Source organism: Metapseudomonas resinovorans (genome assembly GCF_002003485.1).
Lineage (GTDB): Bacteria > Pseudomonadota > Gammaproteobacteria > Pseudomonadales > Pseudomonadaceae > Metapseudomonas > Metapseudomonas resinovorans_D.
This window is the reverse complement of the sequence record NZ_BDMA01000027.1, coordinates 17,988-35,236: the sequence shown is the minus strand read 5'-3', so window position 1 is coordinate 35,236 and position 17,249 is coordinate 17,988. Positions and strand designations below refer to the sequence as shown.

Below are 17,249 nucleotides of genomic sequence, written 5' to 3'. Positions count from 1 at the left end.
TTGACTCAACGTGCCAGCTCGCTATCGCTATCCAGCTTTGGCGTCGACAGTTTCCAGGCGTCCCCTGCAGGGGCCTGGCCACGGTCATAAGGCTTGAGCGCGAACATGTAGATCAGGCCGATTGCAATGACTACCGCCGCCGTGACGACGATTCCGTAGTTGACGTACCACGGCGCATCCGGGGTGCGTGGCCAGGACATGTTGACGATGGCCAGCACGCCGTAGATCAAGGCTGCGATGTTGACGATCCAGCCCCAGTTGCCGAGGGTGAATTGACCGCTCGGCTGCCAGCCGCGGAAGCGGGCGAACAGCGCGCCGCCAACGATCATCTGGAACGACAGGTAGATGCCGATTGCGGCGAAGGCAACCACCGCGGCGATGGCGTTCTGCAAGAAGAAGCCTGCACAAACGATGGCGGCCGGCAGGAGGCCGCAGACGACCAGGGCAGCGGCCGGTACATGGGTGTTCGGCGACAGGCGCTTGAGTATCGAACTGCCCATGACCATCTCGTCGCGCGCATAGGAGTACAGCAGCCGGCTTGCCGCGGCCTGCAGGCTCAGTACGCAGGAGACGAAGGAAACGATGATCACCGCCATGACCAGTCGCGACCCGAGGGGGCCGAAGGCGTTGTTGAGGATGGTGGACATCGGGTCGCTGTCTTCACCCGAAATCACCTTGGCCATATCCGGCACCGCGAGGATCAGCGCTATCGCCGCGAACATGGCGGCGCCGCCGCCGATGTAGATGGTCATGCGCATGGCCTTGGGGATGCGCTTGCTCGGGTTCGGTGTTTCCTCGGCTACGTCGCCGCAAGCCTCGAAGCCGTAGTAGAGGAACATGCCGGCCAGCGACGCAGTGAGGAACGCGGGCCAGTAGCTGCCGTCGATGCTGATATCGAAGGTGTTGAACAGCACGCTGATGGGCTGGTGGCGCTCGAAGATCAACAGGTAGCCGCCGATCACCAGGGCGCCCAGCAGTTCGCAGATAAAGCCGAACATCGCCATGCGCGCCAGCAGCTTGGTGCCGCTCAGGTTCAGCAGGGTGGCGATCAGGGTCAGGCCAAGGGCGATCAGCGTATTGGTGACAGCCGTGGGTTCGAAGCCGAGCAGGCTGGCGATGTAGGGGCCAGCACCCAACGCGACTGCAGCGATGGTCACGCAGAGCGAGACGGAGTAGATCCAGCCCACCATCCAGGCCCAGCGCTTGCCCACCAGGCGTCGTGCCCAGGGGTAGACGCCACCTGAGATGGGGAACTGCGAAACCACTTCACAAAACACCAGGCACACCAGCAACTGACCGATGCCCACCAGCAGGTAGGACCAGAACATCGGAGGGCCGCCGGCCGCCAGACACAGGCCGAACAGGGTGTAGACCCCCACCACCGGGGACAGGTAGGTGAAACCCAGGGCGAAGTTCTCCCAAAGGCTCATGCTGCGTTCGAAGTTGGAGGTGTAGCCCAGGGCGCGTAGTTGCTCGGCGTCCCGGTCAGCCGCTGCAGCCTTGCTGGTTGCGTTGCTCATCGGTCGGTTCCTTTATTGGTTTTGTATCGGTATCGAACAAGAAGCGGTGGTAGGGCGGCAGCGTGCCGCCAGTGGTCTCTTCGTTGAGGGCGGCAACCGGACCTCTCCCCGTCCGGTTGCCGCCTGCCATAGGTCAGAGCTTGATCCAGGTGGCTTTCAGCTCGGTGTACTTGTCGAACGCATGCAGCGACTTGTCGCGACCGTTGCCGGACTGCTTGAAGCCGCCGAAGGGCGCGGTCATGTCGCCGCCGTCGTACTGGTTGATCCAGACGCTGCCGGCACGCAGGGCCTTGCCGACCAGGTGGGCGCGGGACAGGTTGCTGGTCCATACCGCTGCGGCCAGGCCATAGATGGTGTCGTTGGCGATGGCAACGGCTTCTTCTTCGCTGTCGAAGGCGATGACCGAGAGCACCGGGCCGAAGATCTCTTCCTTGGCGATGCGCATGGCATTGCTCACGCCGTCGAAGATGGTCGGCTCGACGTAGGTGCCGCCGGTTTCTTCCAGCACACGCTTGCCACCGGCCACCAACGTGGCGCCGTCGTCATGGGCCGATTCGATGTAGCCGAGCACGATGTCCAGATGCTGGCTGTCCACCAAGGCACCGACGTTGGTCGCCGGGTCCAGCGGGTTGCCCGGTTTCCAGGCCTTGATCGCCTCGACCACCATGGGCACGAACCTGTCCTTGATGGAGCGTTCCACCAGCAGGCGCGAACCCGCGGTGCAGACTTCGCCCTGATTGAAGGCGATGGCGGCGGCAGCGGCTTCGGCGGCGGCCTGCAGGTCAGGGGCGTCGGCGAAGACGATGTTCGGGCTCTTGCCGCCGGCTTCCAGCCAGACGCGTTTCATGTTGGATTCGCCGGCATTGATCAGCAGTTGCTTGGCGGTGCGGGTGGAACCAGTAAAGGCCAGGGTGTCGACGTCCATGTGCAGGGCCAGGGCCTTGCCCACGCTGTGGCCGAAGCCCGGCAATACGTTCAGCACGCCCGCCGGAATACCGGCACCACAGGCCAACTGGGCCAGGCGAATGGCGGTCAGCGGGGAGCGTTCGGACGGCTTGAGGACCACCGAGTTACCGGTAGCCAGCGCCGGGCCGAGCTTCCAGCAGGTCATCAACAGGGGGAAGTTCCAGGGCACGATGGCCGCGACAACACCCACCGGCTCACGGGTCACCAGGCCCAACTGGTCATGAGGCGTTGCGGCCACTTCGTCGTAGACCTTGTCGATCGCTTCGGCGCTCCAGCGAATGGCGTCCACCGCGCACGGCAGGTCGACGTTCAGCGCGTCGCTGATCGGCTTGCCCATGTCCAGGGTTTCCAGCAGGGCCAGTTCCTCGGCGTGGGCATCGATCAGCTCGGCGAAGCGGACCATCGCCTGCTTGCGCTCGACCGGTGCCAGGCGCGACCAGGCGCCGGAGTCGAAGGTTGCACGGGCGGACGCAACGGCACGCATCGCATCCGCTTCGCCGCTGCTGGCGACCTTGCAGAGCAGACGTCCATCGACCGGGCTGATGCAGTCGAAGGTTTCGCCGCTGGCAGCCTCGACATATTCACCTTGGATGAAGGCGCGGCCTTCGATTCTCAGCCTGCTGGCGCGTTCTTCCCAGTCGGCTCGGGTCAGTTCGGTCATCGCGGGTGTGCTCCTCTGGAGAATCCCGGCACGGCAAGCGGCAATCAGGGTTGCCAGGGCGTGCACGGGGCGGTTTTGGCGGGTAGATTGCTAAAACATTTAAAACCATATCTTATGTTTTGAATCCTGCCAATACAGCCACATTCTGCTGAGGTTTTTATCGGTTATTGGTCGTGTTTACCCGGATCTCGACCGCGCTAAAGTCAGGTTTTGGTTGAAAGATATGAAAATAAATTTTTAATTGCGGCCCGGTCGGCGATAGCCATAATGGCCCGCAACCGCACCCACCATGGGTGTGCCGGCGCACGTGCACCAAGCCAGGGAGGTATCCGGCCTAGCCGCCTATGAACGAGTTGAAGAACGTCCGCCCCGCCAATTTCATGCGCCTGCGCCAGGAAGGGCGTACTGAGGAGGTGGCTCGGCGATTGATCGAACTGGTCGAACTCGGGTTATTCAGCGAGGGCGAGCAGCTGCCCAGCGAAAGCGATCTGGCCACCCAGTTCGGGGTCGCGACCGTCACGCTGCGCGACGCCTTGGCGAGCTTGCGCGAACGTGGCGTGATCGAGACTCGCAGAGGTCGTAATGGCGGCAGCTTCGTCTGCGCACCTCCCGGTACCAAGGACGAGGCGTTGTTCGCTCAGCTCAAGGCCATGAGTGCCCTGGAGCTGCGCGATCTGTGTGATGAGCACGTGGCGATTTCCGGCGCTGCCGCAAGGCTGGCCGCGCAGCGCTCGTCGGCCCAGCACCATGCCCGACTGGAGTTTTATATCGATGCGCTGCGCCAGGCATCGTCGCGTCAGGAGCAGCGTCGTGCCGACGCTCGCTTCCACCTCGAAGTGGCCGTTGCCGCGCAATCGGTGCGCCTGACCCATGCAGAAATGAACCTGCAGGCCGAACTGGGTGAGTTGCTGTGGCTATCTCCGGATGGCCCGCTCGCTGCCGATGGCCCGGTGCTGGAGCATCGTGCGATCACCGACGCCATCGTCGCTACTGATGCGAATCTGGCTGGCGCGCTGGCGGAGGCGCATGTGACGCGTGGAATCAAACGCCTGATCAACCTGCGCTTGCAGCTGCTCAGCGCAGAAATCTGAATGGCACAGCACTTGCTGTAGATATCGCCGGCAATGCGTTGTGGCGTGACCGGCGTGGCGGCCAGTTCGACATGAACTCATCCAGAACGTGAATAACAAGAGCCAGACGAGGCCCAGGCTATGTCCCGAGATGTGCAGGTGGATCAACTCAGCGAGTGTGCAATTCACATCAATGCTTCGATCGGTAACCTGTTCGCACAGTTGAATCTGCTGGCCGAGGACGTAGTCGCGATCTGGAAGCAATTGCAGGCCGAGGGCTGCAAACCGACTACTCGAGACCTCTGCTCCCTGCGTCCGGCGATCCAGGCCCGCTTGCAGCAGGAACGCAGCTGCATTCATGGCACCGGAGTGGTGCTGGAACCGGGCGAACTGGCTGATCAGGAGATGCACCTGGAATGGTGGTGCAGAGCCCCGGCAGGCAAGGTCACGCCCATGCTGCTCAACCTCAATCGACGCAGCGAGAGTTTCTACAACTACCAGGGCATGCCCTGGTTTTCCCGGCCTCGGGACACGGGCCAGCCTTGGGTCGAAGGGCCCTTCGTCGACCTCTATGGCGCCGACCAATACATCATGGCGTTCTCCGTGCCTATCCATGTCGACGGTCGATTCGTGGGCGTGGCGGCGGCGGATATCGCCCTGCACGAGTTCGAGCGCGTGCTGCTTGCCGGGCTGATGCGCACGGACAAGGAAGCGCTGATCGTCAACGCCGAAGGCCGGGTGGTGGCCTGCAACACCGCTAACTGGTTGGTGGGCGATATGGCCAGACACGTGTTTGCGTGTGATGACAGCCGTTCGCGGGTGCTGGCGTTGGCGGAGTCATCTGCGCATTGGTCGTTGATCGAGCGGCCAGTCAGCCGCTACATCGAGGGCGCCGCCTGAGGCAGTGCCTCTCTGTACGTTCGAGGGCACTGCTCTAGAGTGCGTCGTGATTCCCCGAAGGCTCCACGCACACGCAGTTGCGCCCTGACTGCTTGGCGCGATACAGGCCCCGGTCGGCGCGGCCGATCAGGCTGTCGAGGGCGTCTTCCGGGTGCATCTCGGCCAGACCGATGCTGGTGGTCACGTGAAGGTTCACGCCCTTGAACGGGTAGCGCTGGGCGGCCACTTCATTGCGGACCTTCTCTGCCAACTGATGGGCCGTCGCACTGGTGGTGTCCTTGAGCAGGATGATGAATTCCTCGCCGCCCCAGCGACAGATGATGTCCGATTGGCGCAGGCCGTCGCGCAGGTTCTGGGCGAAGCCCTGAAGCACCTGGTCGCCGGCCTGGTGGCCGTAGGTATCGTTGAGCATCTTGAAGTGATCGAGATCCAACAGCAGTGCCGCCAGGGGTTTGCGCTCACGACGGGCTTCCTGCAGCGCCTGGCCGGCGAGCAGTTCGAAACCGCGTCGGTTGGGCAGGCCGGTCAGGCTGTCGGTGGTGGCCAGGGCGGCGATGCTGCGCTGGTAGCGGCGCATCAGTCGGATCACCAGCACCAGGACGACAGCGGTTACCAACAGGCAGATCAGCAGGTTGAGGTAGAGGGTGTTGCGCAGGCCGGAGAGCAGTCCGCCCTCATGCTTGTCGACGAACAGGTACCAATTCAGTTCGGGGATGTAGCGCACGTTCAGGTAGTGGTCGCGACCGCGTTCCTGGTACTCGAACTTGCCGGTCTGCGGGCGTCCAAGTCTGGCCTGCAGGTCCTCCAGCCCCGGCACGTCGGCCAGTGACTGGCCCACTCGCGCGCCGAGCGGACCACCGTCGGCCCCGGTCAGGACGATGCGCCCTGTGGTATCGACGAAATAGACACTGCGGTCGTAGCGACGCTGGTATTCGTCGATCAGCTTGATCACCGCATCCACCGTCAGGCCGACACCGGTGGCGCCGAGGAATTTGCCGTCGTAGTCGAACACCTTGTAGTTGATGAAGATGGTCAGCCGGTCCTGGTTGGCCATGTCCACGTCAACGTTGATCTCATACGGTTCCTTCATGTCCCGCACGCGGAAGTACCAGATGTCTCGCGGCTCCTTGGGGTTCACCTTCTTGAGCACGCCCTTGGTCTGGTAGTAGGTGAGGGTGCGATTGGAAATGAAGAAGGAGGTGAAGGCACCGTAGTGCTGCTGCACCTCGCGCAGGTAGCGGGTCATGGGCTCGATGTCTTTCTCGCCCTGCATCACCCAATCACGCACGAAGGTGTCGCGGCTCATCATCGAAGAAATCAGGATGGGCCGGACCAGGTCCTTCTGGATTTCCGAATAGACGTTGTCCGAGGTGAGCGGCAACTCGGTGTTGATGATGCTGCTGCGAATGGACTTCAGCGATGCCTGGTAGCTGACCAGGGAGGTGGCCAGGAAACCGCAGCCAAGCAGCAGTACCAAGGCGAGGACCAGTAGGCGGTGGCTTTGCTTCGTGACTTCGGGAAACGGCATCGGACTACATGACCTCAAAATAGTGGCGCAATGCTAGCGTTCGTCGGCGAAGGCGTCACGGACGGGTACTTGACGCCAGGCTATCGGCGTTTTCAGGTATTGCTTGACGGCCGCCGGGAAACTCGGGAGCCGAATCGATCCAGGGTTCCAGACGCTGGCCGATGCTCAGCCACAGCCGGAAGCGCGGTGGCACGGCGCCCTTGCGGTCGCGCGCCAGCTCCTTGTCCAACTGCTCTCGCCAGGCATGGGGCACGTTGATCTCGGCGATGCGCAAGCTGCTGATCTGGCCGGTGAGGCGACCTTCGCGCATCCACGCACTCACGGTGCCGGGCACGATGGCGTAGCGGCTGCGATCGGGGTAGCGATCACGCAGAGCCTTGCGATCCATTCCCGCATCCACCGCGAACAGACGGCTTTCGCGCTTCTCTTCTCCTTCAACATAGTCGCGTGCCGCGCGTTCGGCGTCCGCTCGACGCTTGTCGCTGGGTGCTGCGCGCAACTCGCTCTCGGCAGCTTTCTGCTGCTGCCGGGCGCGTTCCAGTTCGGTCTTGCGTGCAGGGCCATCGAGTTCGAGCACCACCAGCACCTCGCGGTTGCGGTTGTCGAAGCGCATTGCCTCGGGGTCGCCGGCCGTGAAACCCAGTTTCAACAGCGCGGCTTCATCCAGCGGCAGGCGCTCGTAACGGTTGTCCCCGTTCGGGGCGCTGGGGCGCCGCCAGTCCAGGCGCAGTGCCAGGCCACTGTTTTCGCGCTCGGCCCAGTCGTAGGCCCGGTGCAGTTCGCGTTCGGAAAGCAGCAGCCGGCTGTCCGGCTCGCCGTTGCGATTGAGCCACACACCACCAAGGGCGATGGCGTTGGTCAGGCCGATCAGTGCAAGGCCACCGAGCAATGCGGTGCGGGTTTTCATGCTCGCTGCCCTCCCTTGTGAGTCCGGCGCAAGCGGCCGAGCACCAGCAGAAGCAGCACGGCGACGAGGCCGACGATGAGGAAGAACAGGTACTTCGGCATGACCTCCCACCACCAGTCGAACAGCTTGATGAAGAGGAAGAGCACGAAGAACAACACGCCGGTGTGCATTACTTCCGGCCAGTCACGGCGGTTGCCGAGCCAGATGGCCAGCGTTGCGCCAACGAAACCGACGAGCTGGTACAGGCTTTCCACCGCATTGCGGGACCAGGGCAGGTAGCTGCCATATGCCCAGTTCGCCAGCACGAGCACAGGCACGAACAACCCGAGCAGGCCCATCACCCGGTAGATCGCGGCAAAACCGCTGTAGCGTGCCTGGGAGACGAGTTGCGGCACGAGGAAGATCAGCAAGCCGGCGGGCAGCAGGTGTTCCGGCCGCTCGGTGCAGTCCAGCCAGTAAAGGCCGCTCCAGCTCGTCAGCCGCGTGGCGATCAGCGCCATGATGCAGCCGATGCCGGCACCGAGCAGCAGGCGCACCTCGCAGGCATAGGCCAGCAGCAGGGCATAGGCGGCCCAGGGCAGCAGGGCCTTGTCGCTGGGCGTGATGTTGAAGATCTGCCCGAGCATGACCACGTTCAACACGAAGCAGGCGAACGCCAGGACCGCCGCTAGTTTGGTGAAGTAACCGGTCTGGTCACGCTGGCGCAGCAGCAGGGTCAGCAGCAGGCTGCCCAGGGAAAAGCCGACGAGGATGCCGACCTGGACGCTTTCCGGGAACAGGCCCCAGAACTGGTAGAAGAAGAACAACAGGCTGGCGGCCAGCGCCAGGGCACCCAGCAGGGAAGCGATGCGCATGCCGAGGGACAGACGCCGGGACTGGGTGTCCGGGTCGATGTCGAAGGTGTCGCGATAGTTCGCCAGCAACTGGCGATGGTGTTCGCCGAGTTGGTCGATCTGTTCCGGGGAAAGCAGCAGCGCCTGCTCATCGTGCAGGCGTTCGACTTCCCGGTAGAAGGCCTGGATATCGTCGGCGCGGTGTTGCGCCTGGTCGCGGCTGTGCGGCGGCATTGCGGGTCCTTTTGCGTGCGGTGCCGCTTGAACTCTAGGGCCGCGAATGAGGACAGGCAATGCGCGCTGCGTATTTCTGTAGGGGCGATTTCAATCGCCAAGCAGGCCGAAGGTCTGCCCATGGTGGCCATCAAAGGGGCAGCTGCGCTGTCCTTGGCGAATGAATTCGCCCCTACAGGGGGACCATTCAAGAGTCGTCTCAGGCCTCCTCCATCACCACCACCCGCTGCCCGGCGCGTACCGGCGAACCCGGCTGCACACGTACTTCCTTCACGACGCCATCTCGGGGAGCGGTGAGGGGGATTTCCATCTTCATGGATTCGAGGATCACCAGGATGTCCCCGGCTTTTACGCTCGTACCTTCCTGCACCTGCACCTGCCAGAGGTTGCCGGCGATATGGCTTTCCACCGCGTGCTGGCCGACGCCGAGCGGGGCGTCTTCACCCAGGTCGACGGCGACTTCCTCGCTGTCGAAGTGGGCTTGCCCGGAGGCGATCCAGCGTTCCCGTTCCGCATTGAAGGCGGCCTGCTGCTGGCTACGGAAGGCGGCGATGCCCTCGGCCTCGCGGGCGAGGAACGCCTGGTAGTCGGCCAGGCACAGCTCGCTCTCTTCGATGCGCAGCGGGTAGCGGCCAAGCGGGAAGTCGCGGCGGATGCGCGTGAGTTCTTCGGCACTGACCGGGTAGAAACGGATCTGGTCGAAGAAGCGCAGCAACCAGGGTTTGCCGCCGAAGGCTTCCACCTCGCGATAGCGATTCCACATCTGCAGGGTGCGGCCCACGAACTGGTAGCCGCCGGGTCCCTCCATGCCATAGACGCACATGTATGCACCGCCGATGCCCACGGAGTTTTCGGCGGTCCAGGTGCGCGCCGGGTTGTACTTGGTGGTCACCAGACGGTGGCGCGGGTCCAGCGGCGTGGCCACTGGGGCGCCGAGGTAGACATCGCCCAACCCCATCACCAGGTAGCTGGCGTCGAACACCGTGCGTTGCACTTCGTCCAGGTTCGGCAGGTCGTTGATGCGGCGGATGAACTCCAGGTTGCTCGGGCACCAGGGCGCGTCCTTGCGCACGGTGGTCATGTACTTCTCGATGGCCAGTTGGCAGGCCGGGTCGTCCCAGGACAGCGGCAGATGGACGATGCGCGACGGCACCTTCAGGTCGCCGGCTGCGCAGACGCCATCCCAGAGCCCGGCGATGCTTTCGAGCAGCGCCTCCAGGGGCAGCGTTTCCGGCTGGTAGTGGACCTGCAGGGAACGAATGCCCGGCGTCAGGTCGATCACGCCGTCCAGGGCTTCGGCCTCCAGCGCCTGCATCAACGCATGGGCACGGAAGCGCAGCACCAGGTCGAGTTCCGGCGCACCGATCTCCAGCAGCAGGTGGGTGTCGCCGGAAAGACGGGCCACCAGGCGTTTGTCGGATTCGCCCAGGTCGAGCACGACGGGTGAGGTCAGCTCCAGACTGCCCCCTCTCCCTCTGGGAGAGGGCTGGGGTGAGGGTAGTTCGGCGCGCGCTGAGGTTTCCCTCTCCCCCGACCCCTCTCCCAGAGGGAGAGGGGAGAAAGCCCGCGCCTGCGCAATGCTCACCGCCACGAACCTCACCTTGTCCCCCGCCTTCAACTGCCCCAGCTGCCAGAGATCCGCTTCGATGATGGTCACCGGGCAGACGAATCCGCCCAGGCTGGGACCGTCCGGGCCGAGGATCACCGGCATGTCGCCGGTGAAGTCCACGGCGCCAATGGAATAGGGGTTGTCGTGGATGTTGGAGGGATGCAGCCCGGCTTCGCCGCCGCTTTCGCGCACCCATTCCGGCTTCGGCCCGATCAGGCGCACGCCGGTACGGCTGGAGTTGAAGTGCACTTCCCAGTCGGTGGCGAAGAAGGTGTTGATGTAAGCGGGGGTGAAGTATTCCGGGGCACCATGGGGGCCGTAGATTACCCGCAGGGTACGCACCTCGGGCAGCTCACTGCGCAGGGCCGGTTCCAGCGTCTGGCCTGCGCTGCGGTCAGTCAGCGGCGCGAGGTGCAGGACATCGCCGGCCCGCAGGGCGCGGCCGCCGTGGCCGCCGAACTGGCCGAGGGTGAAGGTGCTTTTGCTGCCGAGATAGTCCGGCACTTGCAGGCCCCCGCGCACACAGAGGTAGCTGCGCGCACCGGCGCCAGCGATGGTGCCGAGCGCAAGGGTGGTGCCGGCCGGCACCAGTAGGGTGGTGTCCATCGGTTGCGGCTGGCCGTCGAGGGTCAGCGGAATCTGCGCGCCGGTGACTGCCACCACGGCGTCGGTGTTGAAGCGCAGCGTCGGGCCGCTCATGGTGATTTCCAGTCCGGCTTCACCTTCAGCATTGCCCAGCAGGCGATTGCCCAGGCGCAGCGCGCGGCTGTCCATAGGGCCGGACGGTGGCACGCCCACCGCCCAGTAGCCGAGTCGGCCGGGGTAATCCTGCACGGTGGTCTGGGTGCCGGCGCCGAGTACTTCGAAGGTGCTCGCGCTATAGGTGAGGCCTTCCAGGCAGCGAGTCCAGGGCGAGCCGCTGGCAAAAGGAGCGTCGGCCAGAATCTGCCGCAAGTAGCCGCGATTGGTTTCCACGCCATAGAGCAGGGTGTCGGCCAGGGCCTGGTCCAGCGCCGCGCTGGCTTCGCTGCGGCTCGGCGCCCAGGCGATGAGCTTGGCGATCATCGGGTCGAAGTAGGGCGGAATTTCGCAACCGGCTTCCACCCAGGTGTCGATGCGCAGGTCCCGGCCATTGGCTTCGGGGAAGGCAACAGCGGTGAGCAGGCCGGGGCAGGGCTGGAAGTCGCGGCCCGGGTCTTCGGCATAGATCCGTGCCTGGATCGCATGGCCATTCGGCGTGAGCGTTGCTGCCAGCTCGGCCAAGGACGGCAGTGTGCCGGCGGCCAGTTCGATCATCCAGCGCACCAGGTCCACGCCCCAGACCTGTTCGGTGACACCGTGCTCCACCTGCAGGCGGGTGTTCACTTCGAGAAAGTAGAAACGCTCGGCCTCGCTGTCGTAGACGAATTCCACCGTGCCCGCACTGCGGTAGCTCACGGCCTTGGCCAGTTTGATGGCGGCGGCACAGAGTTCGTCGGCCATGCCGGCGGGCAGGTTCGGCGCGGGGGTTTCCTCCAACACCTTCTGGTTGCGTCGTTGCACCGAGCAGTCGCGCACGCCGAGGGCGATCACCTCGCCACGACCGTCGCCGAATACCTGCACCTCCAGATGACGGGCGCGCTGGATGTACTTCTCGATGAACACACCGGAGTCACTGAAGTTGTTCTGCCCGAGTCGCTTCACGGCCTCGAAGGCGTCGCTCAGCTCCGTGGCCGAACGGCACACACGCATGCCGATGCCGCCACCGCCGGCGGTGCTTTTCAGCATCACCGGGTACCCCACCTGTTCGCCGGCAACCAGGGCGGCGTCCAGGTTTTCCAGCAGTTCGGTGCCCTCCAGCATCGGCACGCCATTGGCCTTGGCCAGGGCGCGCGCGGTGTGCTTCAGGCCGAATACTCGCAGTTGCTCCGGCGTTGGACCGACGAAGGCGATGCCGGCCGCTTCGCACGCTTCGGCGAAGGCGGCGTTCTCGGAAAGGAAGCCGTAACCGGGGTGTATGGCCTGGGCGCCGCTGGCGCGAGCGGCTGCGAGAATCTTCTCCACCACCAGGTAGGTGTTGGCGGCGGGGCCCTCCCCCAGACTGATGGCCTGGTCCGCCTGCTGGATGTGCAGGCTGGCGGCGTCGGCTTCGGAATACACCGCCACACCGCGAACGTCGAGCTGGCGCAGGGTACGCAGGATGCGGCAGGCGATGGCGCCGCGGTTGGCGATCAGGAGTTTCTCGAACATTGCAGAACCCTCGAAAGGGATGACGGGCCGTCCCGCCTTATTCGTCTGCACCACGGTCGTCCGTGGCTGGAATTTCGGTGCGGTGGTAATTCGTAGGATGGGTAGAGCGGAGCGAAACCCATCAGTCCGGAGCGATGGGTTTCGCAGGCTCTACCCATCCTACGGAGTGCTTGTGCAGGCACTGCCCCGACCGGCTCTGGCACAACAGGAACAGCCAGGCGCGCAGCTGTTTCAGTCCCATACCAGCACCTCGGCGGGGGTGGGGTTGTAGGCGTTGCAAGGGTTGTTCAACTGCGGGCAGTTGGAGATCAGCACGATGATGTCCATGTGCGCCTTGAACTCGACGTACTTGCCGGCGGCGGAGATGCCGTCCTCGAAGGTCAGGCCGCCGTCCGGGGTGACCGGGACGTTCATGAAGAAGTTGATGTTGGCGCTGATGTCGCGCTTGGTCAGGCGGCCGTCGTGCAGGCTGGCGCGCAGGAAGTTGTCGCGGCAGCTGTGCATGTAGCGCTTGTCCAGGGCGTAGCGCACGGTGTTGCTTTCCTGGGCGCAGGCGCCGCCGAGGGTGTCGTGGCGGCCACAGGTGTCGGCGGTGATGGTGAGCATCGGGTTGCCGAGGTTGGAATAAAGCACGCTGCCGGCGCTGAGGTAGACGCGGTTCTGCCGGCGCAGGGTGCGCTGCACGTCGTAGCGTTCGCGCGGGTTGCGGGCGCTGTAGAACAGGGTGTCCACCGCCTGGTTGCCTTCCAGGTCCAGCAGGCGCAGGGTCTGGCCGGCCTTCACTTCGGTCATGAAGGGTTCGCCAGCGGCGATCACCGCGCGGTACACGGCGGCTTCGGGATGCTTTTCGCTGTGGGTCAGGTTCATGCGGGCGGCCCTCAGATATACAGGCGTTCGGTGTTGTGGAAGCCGCGGCCGTTCTCCGGGCGCGAGGTGCGGCAGAGCAGGGTGATGCCGTCGCTCTGCACGTGCTGCCAGCTGAGCTGAACCGGCTTGGGCGCGTAGTCAGGATTCGGGTCCATGGGGTGCTGCAGGGCGGTGAGCACCACTAGCGTGTCCATGGGCGCGTAGAGTTCGATGTAGTCGCCGGCCTTGGAGTTGCCTGGCTGGAAGTGGAAGCAGCCGTCGCTGTCCACGGTGACCTTGCTGAACAGGTTCAGGCACATCAGCAGGTCCTGGAGGTTCAAGTCCCACTTGCCCATTTCCACCAGCAGGTTGTCCACGCCATTGCGGAAGAAGCCGTTGCGCAATTCCTGGTAGCGTCCGGCGCCGTACTTTTCCTTCACTTCATCCGCGTTGAGCACGCCACCGAAGCTGTCGTGCCAGCCGCAGGTATCGGCGGTGATGGCGGCCAGCACGCGGCCCATGTCGGAGTACAGGCAGTGGCCGGCGGTGAGCTTGGCGGTGTGCTGGCACTTGAGGCTATCGGGCAGGTTGAGGCGCTCGCTTTTCTCCGCTGCATTGAGCAGCAGTAGGCTCACGTTGGCGTCGCCTTCAAGGTCGGTGATGCGCAGCTGCTGGCCGCGTTTCAGCACGAAAGACGTATGGCCGCCACCGGGGACGGTTTCTTCATAGAGGGTTGGGCTCAGGGCCAGGGATGCGGTCATGGGCAGGCTCCTATTCAGTGGGCGATGGCCGGCTGCAGGGCGGAGGTGACCCGCTCCGGCAGGGCCTCGACGGCCGCGCGGGCGGCACGGCGGTCGCTGTTCAGAGGGATGTCGTAGGTGACGCGCGCGCCGAAGGCGTTGGGCGCATGCGGGTCCTGGCGCACCTTGTCGAAGACCAGCAGGCGGGTGCCCAGGCTGAAGCCTTCGGAGAGGTCGTGGGTGACCATGAATACGGTCAGCCGGGTTTCGTGCCAGAGCCCGAGCAGCAACTCGTGCATGTCCTTGCGGATGCCCGGGTCGAGGGCGCCGAAGGGCTCGTCCAGCAGCAGTACGCGGGGTTTCATGATCAGCGCCTGGGCGATGGCCAGGCGTTGTTGCATGCCGCCGGAAAGCTGGCTGGGGTACTTGTCCAGTGCATGGCCCAGGCCGACCTTGGCGAGGATTGCGGCGGCTTCCTCGCGGGCGGCGCGTTTCGCATTCCCGAACAACCGGCCGAAGAGGGGCGAGCGGGGCAGTTCCAGGCCGAGGGCGACGTTGTCCAGCACGCTCAGGTGCGGGAACACTGAATAGCGCTGGAACACCACGCCACGGCTGGCGTCGGGCTCGGCCGCCAGGGGCTGGCCGTCTAGCAGGATGCTGCCGCGGCTGGGCGATTCCTGACCTAGCAGCATGCGCAGGAAGGTGGATTTGCCGCAGCCGGAAGCGCCGACCAGGGTGCAGAACTCGCCTTCGTTCACCGACAGGTCGAGGTTCTCCAGCACGACCTGGTCGCCATATTCCTGCCAGACATTGCGGACGCTGATGAAGCTCATGCCTTGGCTCCTTCGTACCAGGGGAAGGCCAGCCGGGTGAGCTGGCGCAGGCCCAGGTCCATCAGCCAGGCGAGCAGGGTGATCCACACCACGTAAGGGAGGATCACATCCATCGCCAGGTAGCGGCGGACCAGGAAGATGCGGTAGCCCAGGCCATCGGTGGAGGCGATGGCTTCGGCGGCGATCAGGAACAGCCAGGCCGAGCCCAGCACCAGGCGCAGGGAGATCAGCAGGCGCGGCATCAGTTGCGGCAGCACTACCCGCAGAATCAGCGTCCAGGTGTTGGCGCCGAGCGTCTGCGCCTTGATCAGCAGCTCGCGCGGAATTTCCCGAGCGCGATGTTCCAGGTCGCGGGCGATGCAGGGGGCGACGCCAATGACGATCAGCATCACCTTGGACAGCTCGCCCAGGCCGAAGACGATGAACAGGATCGGCAGGATCGCCAGCGGCGGAATCATCGACAGCACCGTCAGCAGGGGCGACAAGGGCGCGCCGAACAGCGGCAGGGTGCCGGCGGCGATACCCAGTGCCAGGCCGAGCAGTGCGGCGATGGACAAGCCCAGCACCAGGCGCTTGAGGCTCGATGCGGAGTCCTGCCAGAACAGGTAGTCGCCGCTGCGCTTGTCTTCAGTGAATGCCAGTCGCTCGACGGCCGCACTCATCTGCGCCGCGCTGGGCAGCAGCTTGTCGTTGGGGTTCTCCGTGAGCCGGGCCGCCGAGCCGGTGAAGTAGGCGAACAGCAGCAGGGCGAACGGCAGCAGGACCAGGATCAGGCGTCCGGCGCGGTCCGGTTGGCGGTTGATCAGGCGCATGGCAGGTACTCGGTTGCGTGGACGTGTAGGTTGGTCCGAGGTACGAGGCCCAACATTGTTGTGTTGGGCTTCGCTTCGCTCAGACCAACCTACGGTTCGGATCGGGTCAGAGCTTTCCGTCTGCGGCCATCTGCACGTAGGTCGGGTCGAAGCGCAGTTTCACGTTGCCCTTGTCGCCGGTGACCACGCCCTTGGCGAAGCTCATACCGACGGCGTTGGCATCCTTGGCGCCTTCGCCCAACAGGCCGTGGTGGAAGCTGAAGCTGGCCACCTTGTCCATGGTGGCCGGCAGTTTCGGGCTGGTGACGAAGGCCAGTGCATCGGCCGGGGTGTGGAACAGGCGGGTGGCGTCCAGTTGCGCCTGGTAGCCGGCAAGGTCGGTGCCGGAGGCCTTGGCCATGTGTTCCAGGGCGGCGGCGCTGTCGGCATTGCTGGCGTGCATCAACGCGACGATCTCGAACCAGGCGCCGGTCAGTGCCTTGCCGAGGGCAGGGTTGTCCTTCAGGGTTTCGGTGTTGACCACCATCATGTCCATGATTTCGCCGGGCACCTTGCTGGAGTCGAACACCAGACTGGTGCCGGGCTTGGCCTTGATGTCGGCCAGCATCGGGTTCCAGGTGGTCACGGCCTGGACTTCGGCGGTATCGAAGGCGGCGGCGATATCGGCGTCGGAAGTGTTCACCACCTGCACGTCTTTCTCGGAGAGGTCGGCGCGCTCCAGGGCGCGGGCCAGCAGGTAGTGGGAAACGGACAGCTCCACCAGGTTGATCGGCATGTCCTTGAGGTCGGCCAGGGTCTTGCCTTCGCCCTTGAGCACCACGCCATCGTTGCCGTTGGAGAAGTCGCCGACGATCAGCGCCGTGCTGTCCACACCGCCAGCAGCGGGAATGGTCAGGGCATCCATATTGGTCATGGTGCAGCCGTCGAACTGGCCAGCGGTGTACTGGTTGATGGATTCGACGTAGTCGTTGAGCTGGGTGACCTCGATCTCGATGCCGTACTTCTTCGCCCACTTGTCGACGATGCCTTTGGTGGCACCGTACTCCCAGGGCATCCAGCCGGCGTAGATGGTCCAGCAGACGTTGAAGCTGTCTTTCTGGGCGGCGGACGTGTTGAAGCTGAGGGCGGCGGCGAGACCGGCAACGGCGAGGGCGAACAGACGGGACTTGCGCATGGAGGACCTCCAGTTCGGTTTAGGGCGGGCGGAGCTGCGCGGCACTTCCCAATCAAGGGGCGCGTTCTCCCGGGCTTTTGTCCCGCCGTGTAACCTCGCTGGAGGTCGCCAGCTCTCGGACCAGTCATCCGCGTTCGCGGACCGGAACCCTAGCCAGCCATTGCAAATTGTGGTGCCGCGAACCCGGTCGCCCGGGCAGCTCCTGCACGAAATACCCAAAGCGAAGGGCGTGCCAAGATTGCGCAATGCATCTGGCGCGGGGCTTTCGGGCGTTGGCCTGTGGTTCTGAGCAACGTGGGATGCCCGCAGATGGGGCGCGCGGCGTCAACTTGGTGCGTGGCAACAACTGGTAAAGGATTTTTCCGACAGGCAGCGCAGGCTGTTCTG

Annotated in this window: 13 protein-coding genes and 1 riboswitch; of the genes, 2 read left to right on the top strand and 11 right to left on the bottom strand. The window is 64.4% G+C overall.

The genetic code is table 11. The annotated features are described in order from the left end of the window. Positions 1-5: 5 nt before the first annotated feature. Positions 6-1,520 (bottom strand): APC family permease, encoded by a 1,515-nt coding sequence (locus tag MnOB_RS08715; protein WP_077523828.1) that lies wholly within the window; start codon positions 1,518-1,520, stop codon positions 6-8. Positions 1,521-1,653: 133 nt separating this feature from the next. Next, entirely contained in the window at positions 1,654-3,147 is a 1,494-nt protein-coding gene (locus MnOB_RS08710; RefSeq protein ID WP_077523827.1) for an aldehyde dehydrogenase, read from the bottom strand. A gap of 344 nt (positions 3,148-3,491) precedes the next feature. Here MnOB_RS08710 and MnOB_RS08705 point away from each other — a divergent pair, with 344 nt between their 5' ends. Both MnOB_RS08705 and MnOB_RS08700 read left to right on the top strand, forming a co-directional pair. Then, positions 3,492-4,238, top strand: coding sequence for a FadR/GntR family transcriptional regulator (locus MnOB_RS08705; protein WP_077523826.1), 747 nt, complete (start codon positions 3,492-3,494; stop codon positions 4,236-4,238). 120 nt (positions 4,239-4,358) lie between these two features. Continuing rightward, complete coding sequence (locus MnOB_RS08700; RefSeq protein ID WP_077523825.1) at positions 4,359-5,117, top strand: cache domain-containing protein; 759 nt, start codon at positions 4,359-4,361, stop codon at positions 5,115-5,117. A gap of 34 nt (positions 5,118-5,151) precedes the next feature. Here the strand turns inward: MnOB_RS08700 and MnOB_RS08695 are convergent, their stop codons facing one another. The 9 genes from MnOB_RS08695 to MnOB_RS08655 form a co-directional block, all read right to left on the bottom strand. After that, positions 5,152-6,645: a sensor domain-containing diguanylate cyclase gene (locus MnOB_RS08695; RefSeq protein ID WP_077523824.1), complete on the bottom strand. Its 1,494-nt coding sequence runs from the start codon at positions 6,643-6,645 to the stop codon at positions 5,152-5,154. Positions 6,646-6,700: 55 nt separating this feature from the next. Then, positions 6,701-7,552 carry a DUF4824 family protein gene (locus MnOB_RS08690; protein WP_077523823.1) on the bottom strand — a complete coding sequence of 284 codons (852 nt, stop codon included), beginning with the start codon at positions 7,550-7,552 and terminating at the stop codon, positions 6,701-6,703. Beyond that, entirely contained in the window at positions 7,549-8,619 is a 1,071-nt protein-coding gene (locus tag MnOB_RS08685; protein ID WP_077523822.1) for a DUF2157 domain-containing protein, read from the bottom strand. The genes MnOB_RS08690 and MnOB_RS08685 overlap by 4 nt, the downstream gene beginning before the upstream one ends. 199 nt (positions 8,620-8,818) lie before the next feature. Further along, a complete protein-coding gene (uca, locus tag MnOB_RS08680; RefSeq protein ID WP_077523821.1) occupies positions 8,819-12,457 on the bottom strand; it encodes an urea carboxylase in 3,639 nt (1,212 codons plus the stop codon). A gap of 231 nt (positions 12,458-12,688) precedes the next feature. Next, positions 12,689-13,324, bottom strand: coding sequence for an urea amidolyase associated protein UAAP2 (locus MnOB_RS08675; protein ID WP_077523820.1), 636 nt, complete (start codon positions 13,322-13,324; stop codon positions 12,689-12,691). 11 nt (positions 13,325-13,335) lie between these two features. Then, positions 13,336-14,064: an urea amidolyase associated protein UAAP1 gene (locus tag MnOB_RS08670; RefSeq protein ID WP_077523819.1), complete on the bottom strand. Its 729-nt coding sequence runs from the start codon at positions 14,062-14,064 to the stop codon at positions 13,336-13,338. 14 nt (positions 14,065-14,078) lie between these two features. Beyond that, on the bottom strand, positions 14,079-14,876 hold the full coding sequence (locus MnOB_RS08665) for an ABC transporter ATP-binding protein (protein ID WP_077523818.1): 798 nt from the start codon (positions 14,874-14,876) through the stop codon (positions 14,079-14,081). Next, positions 14,873-15,688: an ABC transporter permease gene (locus MnOB_RS08660; protein WP_077523817.1), complete on the bottom strand. Its 816-nt coding sequence runs from the start codon at positions 15,686-15,688 to the stop codon at positions 14,873-14,875. Before MnOB_RS08660 ends, MnOB_RS08665 begins: the two co-directional genes overlap by 4 nt. Before the next feature lie 106 nt (positions 15,689-15,794). Beyond that, a complete protein-coding gene (locus MnOB_RS08655; protein ID WP_077523816.1) occupies positions 15,795-16,862 on the bottom strand; it encodes a putative urea ABC transporter substrate-binding protein in 1,068 nt (355 codons plus the stop codon). Positions 16,863-16,926: 64 nt separating this feature from the next. Beyond that, positions 16,927-17,026, bottom strand: a riboswitch (guanidine-I (ykkC/yxkD leader). Positions 17,027-17,249: the final 223 nt, after the last annotated feature.

Excerpts from the sequence above, each read along its gene's own strand:
- MnOB_RS08715 (WP_077523828.1), bottom strand. The coding sequence starts at position 1,520 with ATGAGCAACGCAACCAGCAAGGCTGCAGCGGCTGACCGGGACGCCGAG.
- MnOB_RS08710 (WP_077523827.1), bottom strand. The coding sequence starts at position 3,147 with ATGACCGAACTGACCCGAGCCGACTGGGAAGAACGCGCCAGCAGGCTG.
- MnOB_RS08705 (WP_077523826.1), top strand. The coding sequence starts at position 3,492 with ATGAACGAGTTGAAGAACGTCCGCCCCGCCAATTTCATGCGCCTGCGC.
- MnOB_RS08700 (WP_077523825.1), top strand. The coding sequence starts at position 4,359 with ATGTCCCGAGATGTGCAGGTGGATCAACTCAGCGAGTGTGCAATTCAC.
- MnOB_RS08695 (WP_077523824.1), bottom strand. The coding sequence starts at position 6,645 with ATGCCGTTTCCCGAAGTCACGAAGCAAAGCCACCGCCTACTGGTCCTC.
- MnOB_RS08690 (WP_077523823.1), bottom strand. The coding sequence starts at position 7,552 with ATGAAAACCCGCACCGCATTGCTCGGTGGCCTTGCACTGATCGGCCTG.
- MnOB_RS08685 (WP_077523822.1), bottom strand. The coding sequence starts at position 8,619 with ATGCCGCCGCACAGCCGCGACCAGGCGCAACACCGCGCCGACGATATC.
- uca (WP_077523821.1), bottom strand. The coding sequence starts at position 12,457 with ATGTTCGAGAAACTCCTGATCGCCAACCGCGGCGCCATCGCCTGCCGC.
- MnOB_RS08675 (WP_077523820.1), bottom strand. The coding sequence starts at position 13,324 with ATGAACCTGACCCACAGCGAAAAGCATCCCGAAGCCGCCGTGTACCGC.
- MnOB_RS08670 (WP_077523819.1), bottom strand. The coding sequence starts at position 14,064 with ATGACCGCATCCCTGGCCCTGAGCCCAACCCTCTATGAAGAAACCGTC.
- MnOB_RS08665 (WP_077523818.1), bottom strand. The coding sequence starts at position 14,876 with ATGAGCTTCATCAGCGTCCGCAATGTCTGGCAGGAATATGGCGACCAG.
- MnOB_RS08660 (WP_077523817.1), bottom strand. The coding sequence starts at position 15,688 with ATGCGCCTGATCAACCGCCAACCGGACCGCGCCGGACGCCTGATCCTG.
- MnOB_RS08655 (WP_077523816.1), bottom strand. The coding sequence starts at position 16,862 with ATGCGCAAGTCCCGTCTGTTCGCCCTCGCCGTTGCCGGTCTCGCCGCC.